We start from the raw sequence: 14,160 nt of genomic DNA, 5'->3' as shown, positions 1-14,160 counted from the left end.
AAATGGATTCTGGCGGAAATCGGACATTTAGGTATAATGAGTCGTTTCATTCGCTCGGGACCGGACCATTCGGCCGGGGGTGCACGACATGACGACGCCCTTGGATGTCACCGGCTCAGCTGCCGAGGCGCAGCCGGAGGCCGTTCTGTCCGGCATGGGGGAGGCGATCCAGGGCCGCTCGCTCGGCCAGATCGCCTGGATGCGCTTCAAGCGTGACAAGGTCGCCGTGGCGGGTGGGATCGTCGTCATCTGCCTGATGCTGCTGGCCGTGCTGTCGAAGCCGATCGAGTGGGTCTTCAACCTCGATCCGAACGCCTTCCACCAGAACCTCATCGATCCGATCCTGCTCCGCCCCAAGGGCGCCCTGGGCGGGATCAGTTGGGACCACCCGCTCGGCGTGGAGCCGCAGTTCGGACGTGATCTGCTGGCCCGGATCGTCGAGGGTGCCTGGGTGTCGCTGGCGGTGGCCTTCGGTGCGACGATCCTGTCGGTCGCCATCGGCACCGTGATGGGGGTGATCGCCGGCTACTACGGCGGCTGGATCGACACCGTGATCAGCCGGCTGATGGACATCTTCCTGGCCTTCCCGCTGCTGCTCTTCGCGATCGCACTCTCCGCCTCGCTGCAGGGCGGCGCCTTCGGACTGCACGGGCTGACCCTCCATATCAGCGTGCTGATCTTCGTGATCGGCTTCTTCAACTGGCCCTACATGGGCCGGATCATCCGCGGTCAGACGCTCTCGCTGCGCGAGCGCGAGTTCATCGACGCGGCCCGCAGCCTGGGCGCCCGGGGCCCGTACATTCTGTTCAAGGAGATGCTGCCCAACCTGGTCGCGCCGATCATCGTGTACTCCACGCTGCTGATCCCGACCAACATCCTGTTCGAGGCGGGCCTGAGCTTCCTGGGGGTGGGCATCCAGCCGCCGCAGGCGTCCTGGGGCGGCATGCTGAGCCAGGCGGTCGGCCTCTACCAGGCGGACCCGGAATTCATGATCGTCCCCGGTCTGGCGATCTTCATCACGGTCCTCGCCTTCAACCTGCTCGGCGACGGCCTCCGGGACGCCCTGGACCCGCGGAGCAACTGATGCGCGGGCCCGCTTCTCCGTCGCCGTGAGGGAGCGATCCACCATGAGGAGATCACGAACAACCTCCGTCCTCGCGGGCGCCGCAGCCCTGCTGCTCGCCGCCACCGCCTGTTCGTCCGGCAAGAGTTCGACGAGCGCCGCCGGCGTCCATGCCGTGGGCGCGACCTACAATGCCGGCCTCAACGGCGTGGTCAACGCCTCCACCCACCAGGGCGGGACGGTCACCTACCAGCTGTCCAGCACGCCGGACTCGATGGACCCGGGCAACACCTACTACGCCTTCATGTGGGACTTCTCCCGGCTGTACGCGCGTGCCCTGACCACCTTCCAGCCCGCGCCCGGACAGGACGGCCTCAAGCTGGTGCCCGACCTGGCGAGCGGCCTCGGTACGCCGAGCGACGGCGGCAAGATCTGGACGTACCACATCCGCCCCGGCCTGAAGTACTCCGACGGCTCGCCCATCACCACCAAGGACGTGAAGTACGCCATCGAGCGCAGCAACTTCGCGCCTGCGGTGCTGTCCAACGGGCCGACCTACTTCAGCCAGTACCTGGTCGACAACTCGCCCAAGTACCAAGGCCCTTACCAGGACAAGACCGGTGGGCTCAACTCCATCGAGACCCCGGACGACACCACCATCGTCTTCCATCTGAGCCAGCCGTTCGCCGACTTCGACTACCTGGTCGCGAACCCCCAGTCGGCTCCCGTCCCGCAGGCCAAGGACACCGGTGCGGACTACGTGAAGAACGTGGTCTCCTCCGGCTCGTACATGTTCCAGAGCTACCAGGACGGCGTCGGCGCCACGCTGGTCAGGAACCCGAACTGGAGCGCCGACAGCGACCCGATCCGCAAGCAGTACCCCGACAAGATCGTGGTCCAGTTCAACATCGCCCAGACCACCGTCGACCAGAACCTGATCGCCGGTAACGCCACGCTCGACCTCGCGGGCGCGGGGATCGCGGCCGCCACCCAGGCCACCGCCCTCAGCAACTCGACGCAGAAGGCCCACATCGACGACGCCCAGAGCGGTGCACTCGCCTATGTGGCGATCTCCACCGCCGTACCGCCGTTCGACAACCCGGCCTGCCGGAAGGCGGTCGAGTACGCGATCGACCGGCTGTCGGCCCAGACCGCGACCGGCGGCGACGTGCACGGCGACATCGCGACCACCATCCTGGTGCCCACCGTGAGCGGCTACGTCCCGTACGACCAGTACGCGACCACCGACCACAAGGGTGCCAACTCCCCGGACGGCCTCGCGGCAGCCAAGGCACAACTCGCCCAGTGCGGACAGCCGGGCGGTTTCTCCACCAACCTGTCCGCCCGGTCCGACCGGCCCAACGAGATCGCGCTGGCGCAGGCCGTACAGGCCTCGCTGAAGCTGGTCGGGATCAACGTCTCGATCCAGCAGTACCCGTCCGGCAAGTACTTCACCGACAACGCCGGTGCTCCGGCCTTCGTCCACTCGCACGGCATCGGCCTGATGATGATGGCCTGGGCCGCCGACTGGCCGACCGGCTACGGCTTCCTGGAGCAGATCATCGACGGCAAGACCATCAAGGCCTCGGGCAACAGCAACCTGTCCGAGCTGAACGACCCGGCGATCAACCAGATGCTGTCCGCGGCGATCGGCAACACCGACTCCGCGGCGCGGGTGAAGGCCTGGGGCGACATCGACAAGGCGGCCATGGAGAAGGCACCGCTGGTGCCGCTGCTGTACCGCAAGGACCCGCTGTACCGGCCGGACAGCGCCACCAACGTGTTCGTGACGCCGGCGTACGGCATGTACGACTACCTCAACATCGGCACCAAGTAAGGCACTGGGCAAGAACATCGGCACCGAGTGAGCCCGACAGGAGGTGAAGGCCGCAGCCCCCGCCCACGGGCGGGGGCCGGGCCGGCGTCGTGGGCGCGTACATCGTCCGCCGCCTCATCGCGGCGGTGCTGCTGCTGGTCATCGTGACGGCGATCACCTTTGCGATCTTCTTCCTGGTGCCCCGGCTGGCCGGCGAGAGCAGCACCCAGCTCGCCGCCCAGTACGTCGGCCGCGACCCCAGCCCGGAGGCGCTGGCCGCCGTGGAGAAGAACCTCGGCTTCGACCAGCCGCTCTACGTGCAGTACTGGCACTTCGTGCACGGCATCGTGGCCGGCCGTACCTTCCAGTTCGGCCCCGACGCCTCGCACTGCGACGTCCCCTGCTTCGGCTACTCCTTCAAGTCCCACCTGCCGGTCTGGCCGCAGATCACCTCGCGGATCCCGGTGACCCTCTCGCTGGCCATCGGCGCGGCGCTCCTCTGGCTCGTCACCGGAGTGGCGATCGGCGTGCTCTCCGCCCTCAAGCGCGGCTCGTTCTTCGACCGGTTCTCGATGGGCATCGCGCTGGCCGGCGTCTCCCTGCCGATCTTCTTCACGGCGCTGATCTCGCTGGCGCTGTTCAGCTACAAGTGGCCGATCTTCGCGAACCTGCACTACGTCGGCTTCAGCGAGAACCCGCTGGAGTGGGCGAAGAACCTCGTCCTGCCCTGGGTCACCCTCGCCTTCCTGTACTCGGCGCTCTACGCCCGGCTCACCCGTGCGGGCATGTTGGAGACGATGAGCGAGGACTACATCCGCACCGCACGGGCCAAGGGCCTGACCGAGCGCCAGGTGGTGGTCCGGCACGGCCTGCGCGCCGCGCTCACCCCGATCATCACCATCTTCGGCCTCGACCTCGGGCTGCTGCTCGGCGGCGCGGTGCTCACCGAGACCGCCTTCTCGCTGCCCGGCGTGGGCCAGTACGCGGTCCAGGCGATCACCGAGAACGACCTGCCCAAGATCATGGCGGTGACCACCCTGGCGGCCCTCTTCATCGTGGTCGCCAACCTGGTGGTGGACATCCTGTACGTCGCCCTCGACCCGCGGGTGAGGTACCGATGAAGCATCAACCTGCCGTCGAGCGGCACCCGGAGGTCGTCTCCGGCTTCCTGCGGGTGATCGGCCTGCGGATCCACTTCGACACCGACGACGGTCTGGTCAAGGCCGTGGACGGCGTGTCCTTCGCCCTGGAGCGCGGCCGGACGCTCGGCATCGTCGGCGAGTCCGGCTCCGGAAAGTCCGTCACCTCGCTCGGCATCATGGGCCTGACCTACTCCAAGCGCGCCAGGATCTCCGGCGAGATCTGGCTGGACGGCGAGGAGTTGCTGGCGGCAGGACCGGACCGGGTCCGGCGGCTGCGCGGCCACAAGATGGCCATGATCTTCCAGGACCCGCTGACCGCGATGCACCCCCTCTACAGCATCGGGCAGCAGATCATCGAGGCCTACCGGGTGCACCACCCGGACGCCTCGAAGAAGGACGCCCGCAGCCGCGCCGTCGAGATGCTCGACCGCGTCGGGATCCCGCAGCCCGACAAGCGGGTGGACGACTTCCCGCACCAGTTCTCCGGCGGCATGCGCCAGCGCGCGATGATCGCCATGGCTCTGGTCAACGACCCGTCCCTGCTGATCGCCGACGAGCCGACCACCGCCCTGGACGTCACCGTCCAGGCGCAGATCCTGGACCTCATCCGGGACCTCCAGCAGGAGTTCGGCTCGGCCGTCATCATCATCACCCACGACCTCGGCGTGGTCGCCGAACTCGCCGACGAGATCCTGGTGATGTACGCCGGGAAGTGCGTGGAGAAAGGCCCCGCCAAGCTGATCTTCACCGCGCCCGAGCACCCGTACACCTGGGGGCTGCTCGGCTCGATGCCGCGGCTCGACCGGGAGATCCAGGACCGGCTGATCCCGATCACGGGCAACCCCCCGAGCCTGATCCGGCTCCCCGCGGGCTGCGCCTTCAACCCGCGCTGCCCGTACGCGAGCCGCAACGGCGACCGGTCCTTCACCGAGGTGCCCGAGCTGACCGACGCCGCCGGCACCGCCCACCTGGTGGCCTGCCATCTGCTGCCCGGCGAGCGGCACCGGATCTTCACCGAAGAGATCGCACCGCGGCTGTAGGGCCGCTCTGCAGGAGCCGACCCGTAGGAGCTGACCACCATGACCACCGTGGAGAGCACCGAAGAGCTCCTCAAGGTGACCGGTCTGACCAAGCACTTCCCGATCACCCAGGGGCTGATGCGCCGCCAGGTGGCTGCCGTCCACGCCGTGGACGGGATCGACTTCACCGTGCACTCCGGGGAGACGCTGGGTGTCGTCGGCGAGTCCGGCTGCGGCAAGACCACCACCGGGCGGCTGATCGTCCGGCTGGAGGAGCCCACCGGGGGGCGGATCGAGTTCGAGGGCCGGGACATCACCCACCTCTCCCGGGGCGCGATGCGGCCGCTGCGCCGGGACATCCAGATGATCTTCCAGGACCCGTACTCCTCGCTGAACCCCCGGCACACCGTCGGGACCATCGTGGGTGCGCCGTTCCGGCTGCAGAAGGTGCAGACCGAGCACGGCGTCAAGAAGGCCGTGCAGGACCTGCTGGAGCTCTGCGGTCTGAGCCCCGAGCACTACAACCGCTACCCGCACGAGTTCTCCGGCGGCCAGCGGCAGCGGATCGGTGTGGCCCGCGCGCTGGCGCTGCGCCCGAAGATGATCGTGGCGGACGAGCCGGTCTCGGCACTGGACGTCTCGATCCAGGCGCAGGTGGTCAACCTGCTGGACGACCTGCAGAGCGAGCTCGGGCTGACGTACCTGATCATCGCGCACGACCTCTCGGTGGTCCGGCACGTGTCGGACCGGGTCGCGGTGATGTACCTCGGCAAGATCGTCGAGATCGGCGGGCGCGAGTCCGTCTACGCCGGTCCGATGCACCCCTACACGGTGGCCCTGATGTCGGCCGTCCCCGTGCCGGACCCCGAGCGCCGGGAGCGGCGCGAGCGGATCCTGCTGACGGGCGACGTCCCGTCACCGATCAAACCGCCGCCTGCCTGCCGCTTCCACACGCGCTGCTGGAAGGCCCAGCAGATCTGCCGTGAGGTCGAGCCGCCGCTGCGCGAACTCAAGCCGGGCCACAAGGTCGCCTGCCACTTCCCCGAGAACCTGTGAGCCCCGGACTTGCCGGACCGCCAGGCGAGGAATGTCGTATCGTAGGCCCCGTTCGTGACTCTCCGTATGATCATTCTGCCCGAACAGTAGACATGATCACGCAGGACCACGGGTGCCCGGCACGCATCGCTCGAGTCCGAAGGCTCACATCAGATGGATTCCATACATGTCTAACGCAGCCTCCACCAAGCGCCACAGGTTCAGCGGCGTGGAAGCCTCCGAGAAGTTTCCCGTCGAGTACCGGTTCTTCAACGCCAGGAATGGCAACCGGCACCTGGTGATAGTCTTCGCGAATTTCTCCGCACCCGAAGACTTCGGATGGTCGAACGGCGTTCTGGACAACCTTCGAGCGAATGTCCTGTGGATCCGCGACCGATTCGACGGGGAGAACAGCTACTACCTGTGCAAGGGGATGGATTTCTCCATCGAGGCATCCGTCACCTCACTCATTGCGCGCTTCATGAACGCCCTCTCTCTGACTCCCGCCGACTGCACGTTGCTCGGCAGCTCGAAAGGCGCCAGTGCCGCGCTGTATTTCGGGCTGAGGTACGGCTTCAAGAATATGGTGGCCATCGCCCCCCAGTTCGCGATCGGGACTTATGTGAGGGAGGTGCACCCCCGTACCGCCCGATTCATGACGGGGGAGGCGGTCTCCGACGAGAACATCAGAATCCTTGACGGAATCCTGCCTGACCTGGTGGTCGGAGGGGCCAACGCCGGGGCCAACGTCTACCTGTTCTCCTCGCCTGCCGATTCGCAGTACCACCAGCAGATCGAGCCCTATCTGGGTCTTTTCCAGAACTACGCCAATTTTAATTTCGTCTTCACGGAATCCCCCTTTGTGACCAATCACGCCGAGGTGGCCGGGCGAAATGTTCCCATCATCATGGGGCTCATCAACTTCCTCATCGACGGAATCGCTCCGCGTATAGGCCTGGTCCGGAACGGCTATGAGGACCCCCACGGCGACAGATCCGCCATCAACGACTACCTTGCGGCCACCGCTCTGGGGGAGGGCGGGCCGCTTGCTCCGCCGGTGGTTTCGGTGCCGGGGGCCAACCAGCAGGTGCCGGGAGCCGTTATGCGCTTCGTGGGGTCCGCGCGCGGCGCCGCAAAGGTGAGCTTCTGGGAGAACGGCAAGCGCCTGGGGTGGAGCAACGTCGCTGCCGACGGCAGCTGGGGCTGGGCGCCGGGCAAGCCCTGGGCCATGGGGGATCACGTCGTCAAGGTCTTCGCGGTGGATTCGACCGGTGGCGAGTCCGAGCGGACCACGGTGCCCTTCACCATTCTGAACACGCTCCCCGCGCCGGTGGTGTCGGCGCCGGTGCCCTACCAGATGGTGCCGCCGGCGGCTGTGGGTTTCATGGGGTCCGCCTGGGGCGCCGTGAGGGTCGAGCTCTGGGAGAACGGCAAGCGTCTGGGGGCGAGTGACGTCGCTGCCGACGGTAGCTGGATGTGGCAGTCGGACGGGTCCTGGCTGGAGGGGGATCACGTCGTCAAGGTCTTCGCGGTGGACCCGACCGGTAGCGAGTCCGAGCGGACCTCCGTCCCCTTCACCATTCCGACCCCGCTCTACAAGGGCTTCTGAGCGGGGCCGGCGGCGTACCTCGGTGAGGGCGGCGGCCCGCAGCCAAGCTGATGGTCAGCCGACCTGGGCGACGGGGCCGTCCCAGGCGTTGCGGTCCACGGTGAGGGCGGCGCCCCCGTAGGTCTCCTTCTGGTTGACCTGGTACTGGTGGCCGCGGCGGTGGCCGGTCCACAGGCCGGCCGCGAAGGGGAAGCTCGTGGTGGTGTCCGCGGCGCCGTCGTACTTGGCGTACCAGAGGGCGTCCGGCAGGTCGGCGGCGGACTGGCCGGCGGCCCGGGCGATGCCGGCGGCGCTGGAGCCGGCGAAGCCGTAGAAGCCGGCCCAGTAGCCGGCGGCGTGCACCGCACGGTCCCAGGCCTGGACGTAGGTCAGCACGGTCTGCGCGCAGGCGGTGTTGCCGCTGTCGTAGGCCTCCATGTCCAGATAGAGGGCGCTGCCGGAGCGCATGCCCAGCGCGGAGGCCTTCGCCACCGCGTCGGCGCCGTCGGAGGCTCCCAGCGTCGAGGCGTTGTCGGCGGTGATCTTCTCCGGGCTGCTGCCGGTCTGGCACGGCGGCTGGGCGCCGACGTACAGCGGGATCAGCCGCCAGCCGGCGGCGCTGACGGACCGTACCCAGCCCGAGGTCAGCTGGGGCTGGGCGCAGCCGCGGTTCTTGCCCCCGATGTAGACGGCGGCAGCGCCGTAGGGGGAGGCCTGGTGCCAGGCGTTCATGGTGGCGAGGGCGGGCGCGGTGCAGGTGTCGAAGGCCTGGCCGCTGAAGACGGCGGGGGGCGACAGCTTCGCCGTGGTGTGCGGCGGTGCGGCTGCCGCCGAGGTGCCGGGGGAGGCGGTGCCCGAAGCCGAAGCGGACGGGGAGCCCGAGGCGGACGCGGCGGGCGAGGCGGAGGTGATGGCGCGGGCCGAGGCTGAGCCGGACGGGGCAGCCTCGGAGCCGGCGGTCGCCGTCGCGTCGGAGGCCACCGAGTCGGCCGCCACCGGGGCCGCCTTCCCGTCGCCGCTCCCCGATCCCGAGGCGCCGGTCAGCACGGCGCAGCCCACGATGAGCACGCCGGCGGCGGACAGGGCGACGGTACGCCGTCTCGATATGCGGCCGTTCGGCACGACGACCTCGCAGAGGTGGGGGCGGGCGCGAACGCCGCAGCTGATGATCGGTACCAGTACCTATCACCCGTGGTCGTGGCCTCGCCAGTTCGGGCGCCGTCGCCCGACTCCATCCGCGGCACGGTCGCGCGCGAGGGGCCTCTCCCTACCCCGTGGTCGGGAAGGGAGAGGCCCCAGGCAGGACGGCCGGTCGCGGTCAGTCCACGCGGCGCCAGCCCCAGTAGCCGGGTGGCGAGTCCAGATCCTCCCGGCAGCAGGGCCGTTGGCACTCGGCCGTCGGCGCCTGCACCTCGTCGTCCGGGTCGGTGACGAAGGTGCCGGTGCCGGCGATCGTTCTGGGGATCTTCTCGCGGTCCATCGCGCTCTCTCCTCCTCGGACGTGGCAGGGACTGACACTACCGTCCGTGGCGAGGCGTGTACATGCCGCATTGTCATTCGTATGCGGGCTTGTGCGTTGCTCAGCGCAGCGGCTTGTCCAGGACGGCCTTCGCGTGGCTGAACGTCGCGATCGAGTACCTGCCGTGGTAGTTGCCCATGCCGCTCTCGCCGACGCCGCCGAACGGCAGCTCGGGTACCGCGAGGTGGGAGACGGGCAGGCCGAAGACCAGGGCGCCGGAGGAGGTCTCCTCGGTCAGTCGTCGCTTGGTGTCCGCGGACTCGGTGAACGCGTACAGGGCCAGGGGCTTGTCGCGGTCGTTGATGAAGGCGATGGCCGCATCGAGGTCGGGCACGGGGATGACCGGCAGGACGGGGCCGAAGATCTCGGACTGCATCACGGGGGCGTCGGGGGAGACGTCCGCGAGCACGGTGGGTGCGATGTAGCGGTCGGCGCGGTCGTGTCCGCCTCCGGTGACGGTCCGGCCGTCGCCCAGCAGCGCGGTGAGCCGGTCGAAGTGCCGGGTGTTGACGATCCGTCCGTACTCCGGGTTGGCGGCCGGGTCGTCGCCGGCCAGCGCGTGCACGGCGGCGGCCAGGTGCGGTTCGAGCGCGGCCGCGGCCGTGCCGATGGCGAGGACGTAGTCGGGGGCGACGCAGGTCTGGCCGGCGTTGAGGAACTTGCCCCGGGCGAGCCGCTCGGCGGTGACGGCGAGATCGGCGTCCTCGTCGACCACGACCGGACTCTTGCCGCCGAGTTCCAGGGTGACCGGTGTGAGGTGCTTGGCCGCGGCGGCCATGACGATCCGTCCGACGGCGCCGTTGCCGGTGTAGAAGATGTGGTCGAAGCGCTGCTCCAGCAGCGCGGTGGTCTCCTCGACGGCACCCTCCACGACCGCGACCGCCTGCGGATCGAGGTAGCGGGGCAGCAGACGGGCGATCAGCGCGGAGGTGGCGGGGGCGAGCTCGCTCGGCTTCACGACCACCGCGTTCCCGGCCGCCAGCGCACCGACCAGCGGGGCGAGGGCCAGCTGGAGCGGGTAGTTCCACGGCGCGATCACCAGGACGACGCCCAGCGGCTCCCGGACGACGCGGGCCTCGGCGGGGAGGAAGGCGTCGGGGACGGCGGCCGGCTCGGGCTGCAGCCACTCCTCCAAGTGCCGGACGGTGTGGTCGAGTTCGTTGAGGGTGAAGCCGACCTCCGTACGGTAGGCCTCGGCCGGGCCCTTGCCCAGGTCGCTGCGCAGCGCCTCCAGCAGGGCATCGGTCTGCTCGGTGAGCAGGGTGCGCAGGGCGCTCAGCTGGCCGAGCCGCCACTCCAGCCGCCGGGTGCGGCCGGAGTCGAAGCCGACCCGCATCCCGGCCACCACCGCAGCGGCGTCGACCGGCCCGGCGGCGACCAGCAGGCGGGCCAACTCGGCGGAGGAGGACGGGTTCTGGCCGGTGAACAGGTTGCGGTCGACGACCGTGTGCGGGGTGAAAGGCGCCGCCTCCTCGAAGTCCGCGCCGAGCTCGACCAGGCGGTCCTGGATCAGCCAGACGGCACGCTCGGCGAGGCCTGCCGCGGTCTCCTCGGCGTTGGTGAACGAGGTCAACCGGTACCCGGCGAACGGCCAGCTGCCGTCCTCGCGGCGGGCGGCGAGCAGCGCGGCGGGTGCATGGCAGAGCACGCCCACGGGCTTGCCGGTGTCCAGGGCGCGGGTGAGGATCCGGCCGGAGTCCGCGTCCGTGGCGAGGTCCTCCATCGGCCCGTGTCCGCCCGGGTAGAACACCACGTCGTACTCGTCGGGGTTGATGTCCGCCAGCTCGGCCGGGCTCTCCAGCTCGGCACGGATGGAGTCGAGGTACCTCGCGACGGCGTCCGCGCGCTCCGCGCCGCCGTTGGCCTCGGCGGTCAGGCTGGCGCGGTCGACCGTGGGGGTGACGCCGCCCGGGGTGGCCAGCGTGATCCGGTACCCGGCTTCGCGGAGGATCCGGTGCGGCTCGGCGAGCTCCTCGGCCCAGTAGCCGGTGGGGTGGAGGGTGCCGTCGGCGAGGGTCCAGTGGGCGGCGCCGGTGACGACGAACAACGCTGAGGTCATGGTGTCTTCCTGGTGTGTACGGGCGTGTGCGGGCGCGTCGGACGGCTGGTCAGATGGTGGAGTAGACCTCGACCTGCCGGTCGATGAGGAGCGGGGCGATGGTTCCCTGGACGAAGTCGCGGAAGTGGTCGGTGGCGCGGTGGGCCTCCAGCGCCGCGGCGTCCGCGTACTCCTCGAAGAGCACGAAGGCCGCCGGGTCCCGCCGGGAGCGCACGGCCCGGAAGCCGAGCGCGCCGGGTTCGGCCAGGACGGCCTCGGTGAGTGCGGGCAGCAGGTCGGCGACTCGCTGCTCCTGGCCGTCGGCGGCGAGCCAGTCGGCGATGACGACGATGGACATGGGGTTCCTCAGGGGGTCGCGACGGAGCTTCAGGGGACGGTGACGACGACCTTGCCGCGGGTGTGGCCCTCGGCGTTGAGCCGCTGCGCGTCGGCGGCCCGGCGCAGCGGGAAGGTCGCGGCGACCTCGACCTTCAGGCGGCCGATCTCGGCGAGGTCGGTGAGCGCGGCGAGGTCGGCGGCGTCGGGGCGGACGAACACGAAGCGGCCGCCGAGCCCGAGCACGGTGGGCTCCGCGGCGGAGGCGAGGCGTCCGCCCGGGCCGAGCAGTGCGGGGGAGGCCTGAAGGGCCTCGCCGCCGATCAGGTCGAGGACGGCGTCCACGCCCTCCGGTGCGAGCGCTCGGACCCGGGCCGCCAGCCCCTCGCCGTAGCGGACGGGCTCGGCGCCCAGCGAGCGCAGGAAGTCGTGGTTCTGCTCGCCGGCCGTACCGATCACCCGGGCGCCGAGCGCGACGGCTATCTGGACGGCGAGTGACCCGACGCCGCCGGCGGCCGCGTGGACCAGGACGGTCTCGCCCGGCTGCACGTCGAGGGCGCGGGTGAGGGCCTGGTAGGCGGTGAGCCCGGCCAGCGGGAGACCGGCGGCCTGCTCGAAGGTGAGGTTGCGCGGCTTGCGGGCGAGGGTGCGGACGGGCGCCGCGACGTACTCGGCGAAGGTCCCGCGGCTCACCATGTCCTCGCGGACGTAGCCGATGACCTCGTAGCCGGGCTCGAACTCGGTGATGCCGATGCCCACCCGTTCGACGACGCCCGCCACGTCCCAGCCGGGGATGACGGGGAAGACGGCGTCCATCGCACTGTCCAGGTACCCGGCCTGGATCTTCCAGTCGACCGGGTTGACCGAGCTGGCCCGTACCCTGACCAGCACCTGGTCGGCTCCCAGCTTGGGCTCCGGGACCTCCCCGTACTCCAGGACGTCGGGGCCGCCGTAGCTGCGGTAGGTGATGGCCTTCATGGTGGTGCTCCTGAACGGAAAGATTTGATGCCCTTGATGATTGAAGTCGTCAAGCAATGAATCGAAGGTAGATCTAGATGGTTGAGGATGTCAAGTAAATCCGCCTAGACTTGAGCCATGACCCCGACCAAGCCGCCCGCCGCGCCCGCACCGACCGCCGCCGAACTCCTGGACCAGCTCGCGCAGGCGGCCGCCGCCTACTACCGCAACTTCGCCGTCACGGCGGCCGGGCAGGAGCTCACCCTCATGCAGGGGAAGATGCTCAGCGTGCTCCGGCGGCCGATGTCCATGCGCACGCTGGCCGAACTGCTCGGCTGCGACGCCTCCAACATCACCGGGATCGTCGACCGGCTGGAGACGCGCGGACTGGTCCGCCGGACGGCCGATCCCGCGGACCGCCGTATCAAGAACGTCGTCCTGACGGACGAGGGGGCCGAGGTAGTCCGCCGGATCCGCGCGGAGATGAGGTCGGGGCTCACCGGCCTGGAGCAGCTGGACGCGGAGGAGCGGCGGGTGTTCCAGGACCTGCTCGGCCGGGTGCTCCCTGCCGCGGCCGCCTGAGTTCACGGCCGCCTCGGCGGCACCGCGCCGGCGGCGGTCCGGTGTCACGTCCCGTCCGCGATGGTCCTGAGTGCGAGGTCGCGCAGCGGTGCCAGCCGGGCCTTGTCCCAGCCGTGGTAGACCGCGTTGGTGCAGATGGCGAGGTAGCGGCCGGTGCGCGGCGCGAGGTGCAGGCTGGTGCCGGTGAAGCCGTGGTGGTACGCGACGGCGCCGTCCTCGGCGATGATCCAGGCCAGCCCGCGGTGCAGGCCGGGCTCGATGAACGCGGTCGGCCGCATGCTCTCCGCGAGCCAGGGCGAGCCGAGGGTGCGCTCGGCGAAGCTCGCGAGGTCCGAGGTGGTGGTGAAGACCCCGGCATGGCCGGCGATGCCGCCCATCATGGCGGCGCTGGGGTCGTGGACGGTGCCCCAGAGGCGGGGCGCCCCGGTCAGGCGCGGCTCGGTGGGCGCGACGTCCGGCCCCCGGGCGACCGGCCCGTACAGCGTTTCCGTCATGCCCAGCTCGCGCCACAACTCCCCTGCCGACCGGTCGAGTTCGCGGCCGTGGAGGGCGGTCAGCAGCAGGCCGAGCAGGATGAACCCCCGGTCGATGTACCGGTGTTCCGTGCCGGGTGCACTGATCAGCGGTTCCTCGCAGATGAGTTCGGCCAGAGGGGTCCCGCGGTCCAGGTAGCGTTCGAAGTGGGTGTCCGCGCGCAGCCCGGTGGTGTGGGTGAGGATCTGGCGTACCGTCAGCGCCGCCCCGGGTGCGGAGGGTGGGATACCGGGCAGGTAGGTGTGCACGGGCGCGTCGAGGTCGAGCAGCCCGGCGTCCACCGCCCGGCCGACCAGTGGCCAGGTGGCCACCACCTTGGTCAGTGAGGCGACGTCGTAGCGGGTGTGCTCGTCCGGCGGCTCCGGGCCGCACTCGGGGGCGACGATCCCGGCGGCCACGGTGTGGCGGACGCCGTCCGCCGTCCCGGCCGTGATCACACCGCCGGGCAGGCCGCCGTCCGCCGTGAGCGGGTCGAGGCAGTCCTCGAGTACGGCGGCCGCGGTGGCCGCCCAGTTTCGGGCCCGGGGCACG

At 70.0% G+C, this 14,160-nt stretch carries 13 protein-coding genes; 7 read left to right on the top strand and 6 right to left on the bottom strand.

Annotated features, from left to right (window positions below; all coding sequences use genetic code 11):
- Window positions 1-88 precede the first annotated feature (88 nt).
- From FB465_RS08770 to FB465_RS08745, 6 genes are all read left to right on the top strand, one after another.
- On the top strand, window positions 89-1,084 hold the full coding sequence (locus FB465_RS08770; RefSeq protein WP_145789202.1) for an ABC transporter permease: 996 nt from the start codon (window positions 89-91) through the stop codon (window positions 1,082-1,084).
- Window positions 1,085-1,127: 43 nt separating this feature from the next.
- A complete protein-coding gene (locus tag FB465_RS08765; protein WP_145789200.1) occupies window positions 1,128-2,900 on the top strand; it encodes an ABC transporter substrate-binding protein in 1,773 nt (590 codons plus the stop codon).
- An 89-nt stretch (window positions 2,901-2,989) separates the two neighbouring features.
- Entirely contained in the window at window positions 2,990-4,000 is a 1,011-nt protein-coding gene (locus tag FB465_RS08760) for an ABC transporter permease (protein ID WP_145789198.1), read from the top strand.
- Window positions 3,997-5,061 (top strand): ABC transporter ATP-binding protein, encoded by a 1,065-nt coding sequence (locus tag FB465_RS08755; RefSeq protein WP_145789196.1) that lies wholly within the window; start codon window positions 3,997-3,999, stop codon window positions 5,059-5,061. Before FB465_RS08760 ends, FB465_RS08755 begins: the two co-directional genes overlap by 4 nt.
- Window positions 5,062-5,100: 39 nt before the next feature.
- Window positions 5,101-6,096, top strand: a complete 996-nt coding sequence (locus FB465_RS08750; RefSeq protein WP_145789194.1) for an ABC transporter ATP-binding protein — start codon at window positions 5,101-5,103, stop codon at window positions 6,094-6,096.
- A 166-nt stretch (window positions 6,097-6,262) separates the two neighbouring features.
- The gene (locus FB465_RS08745) at window positions 6,263-7,684 is read left to right on the top strand and encodes a hypothetical protein (RefSeq protein ID WP_145789192.1); all 1,422 of its coding nucleotides are present in this window, start codon (window positions 6,263-6,265) and stop codon (window positions 7,682-7,684) included.
- A gap of 54 nt (window positions 7,685-7,738) precedes the next feature.
- On the opposite strand, the gene FB465_RS08740 is transcribed toward FB465_RS08745, so the two are convergent.
- The 5 genes from FB465_RS08740 to FB465_RS08725 form a co-directional block, all read right to left on the bottom strand.
- Entirely contained in the window at window positions 7,739-8,785 is a 1,047-nt protein-coding gene (locus FB465_RS08740; protein WP_342791791.1) for a DUF1906 domain-containing protein, read from the bottom strand.
- A gap of 196 nt (window positions 8,786-8,981) precedes the next feature.
- Window positions 8,982-9,143: a hypothetical protein gene (locus tag FB465_RS35655; RefSeq protein WP_170290529.1), complete on the bottom strand. Its 162-nt coding sequence runs from the start codon at window positions 9,141-9,143 to the stop codon at window positions 8,982-8,984.
- A 100-nt stretch (window positions 9,144-9,243) separates the two neighbouring features.
- Window positions 9,244-11,241 carry an aldehyde dehydrogenase family protein gene (locus FB465_RS08735; protein ID WP_145789190.1) on the bottom strand — a complete coding sequence of 666 codons (1,998 nt, stop codon included), beginning with the start codon at window positions 11,239-11,241 and terminating at the stop codon, window positions 9,244-9,246.
- A gap of 49 nt (window positions 11,242-11,290) precedes the next feature.
- Window positions 11,291-11,578 carry a putative quinol monooxygenase gene (locus FB465_RS08730; protein WP_145789188.1) on the bottom strand — a complete coding sequence of 96 codons (288 nt, stop codon included), beginning with the start codon at window positions 11,576-11,578 and terminating at the stop codon, window positions 11,291-11,293.
- 29 nt (window positions 11,579-11,607) lie between these two features.
- Complete coding sequence (locus tag FB465_RS08725) at window positions 11,608-12,534, bottom strand: NADP-dependent oxidoreductase (RefSeq protein WP_145789187.1); 927 nt, start codon at window positions 12,532-12,534, stop codon at window positions 11,608-11,610.
- 117 nt (window positions 12,535-12,651) lie between these two features.
- Between FB465_RS08725 and FB465_RS08720 the strand changes: the two genes are divergently transcribed.
- Window positions 12,652-13,095 (top strand): MarR family winged helix-turn-helix transcriptional regulator, encoded by a 444-nt coding sequence (locus FB465_RS08720; protein ID WP_145789185.1) that lies wholly within the window; start codon window positions 12,652-12,654, stop codon window positions 13,093-13,095.
- Between the two features lie 44 nt (window positions 13,096-13,139).
- Here FB465_RS08720 and FB465_RS08715 read toward each other — a convergent pair whose 3' ends face one another.
- Window positions 13,140-14,159, bottom strand: coding sequence for a serine hydrolase domain-containing protein (locus FB465_RS08715; protein WP_145789183.1), 1,020 nt, complete (start codon window positions 14,157-14,159; stop codon window positions 13,140-13,142).
- Window position 14,160: the final 1 nt, after the last annotated feature.

The organism is Kitasatospora atroaurantiaca (assembly GCF_007828955.1).
GTDB lineage: Bacteria > Actinomycetota > Actinomycetes > Streptomycetales > Streptomycetaceae > Kitasatospora > Kitasatospora atroaurantiaca.
Note: the sequence above shows the minus strand (reverse complement) of the source record. Positions and strands in the feature narration are given on the sequence as shown.

What these genes read in the sequence shown, in the direction of transcription:
- FB465_RS08770 (WP_145789202.1), top strand. Translation starts at nt 89, where the DNA reads ATGACGACGCCCTTGGATGTCACCGGCTCAGCTGCCGAGGCGCAGCCG.
- FB465_RS08765 (WP_145789200.1), top strand. Translation starts at nt 1,128, where the DNA reads ATGAGGAGATCACGAACAACCTCCGTCCTCGCGGGCGCCGCAGCCCTG.
- FB465_RS08755 (WP_145789196.1), top strand. Translation starts at nt 3,997, where the DNA reads ATGAAGCATCAACCTGCCGTCGAGCGGCACCCGGAGGTCGTCTCCGGC.
- FB465_RS08750 (WP_145789194.1), top strand. Translation starts at nt 5,101, where the DNA reads ATGACCACCGTGGAGAGCACCGAAGAGCTCCTCAAGGTGACCGGTCTG.
- FB465_RS08745 (WP_145789192.1), top strand. Translation starts at nt 6,263, where the DNA reads ATGTCTAACGCAGCCTCCACCAAGCGCCACAGGTTCAGCGGCGTGGAA.
- FB465_RS35655 (WP_170290529.1), bottom strand. Translation starts at nt 9,143, where the DNA reads ATGGACCGCGAGAAGATCCCCAGAACGATCGCCGGCACCGGCACCTTC.
- FB465_RS08735 (WP_145789190.1), bottom strand. Translation starts at nt 11,241, where the DNA reads ATGACCTCAGCGTTGTTCGTCGTCACCGGCGCCGCCCACTGGACCCTC.
- FB465_RS08730 (WP_145789188.1), bottom strand. Translation starts at nt 11,578, where the DNA reads ATGTCCATCGTCGTCATCGCCGACTGGCTCGCCGCCGACGGCCAGGAG.
- FB465_RS08725 (WP_145789187.1), bottom strand. Translation starts at nt 12,534, where the DNA reads ATGAAGGCCATCACCTACCGCAGCTACGGCGGCCCCGACGTCCTGGAG.
- FB465_RS08720 (WP_145789185.1), top strand. Translation starts at nt 12,652, where the DNA reads ATGACCCCGACCAAGCCGCCCGCCGCGCCCGCACCGACCGCCGCCGAA.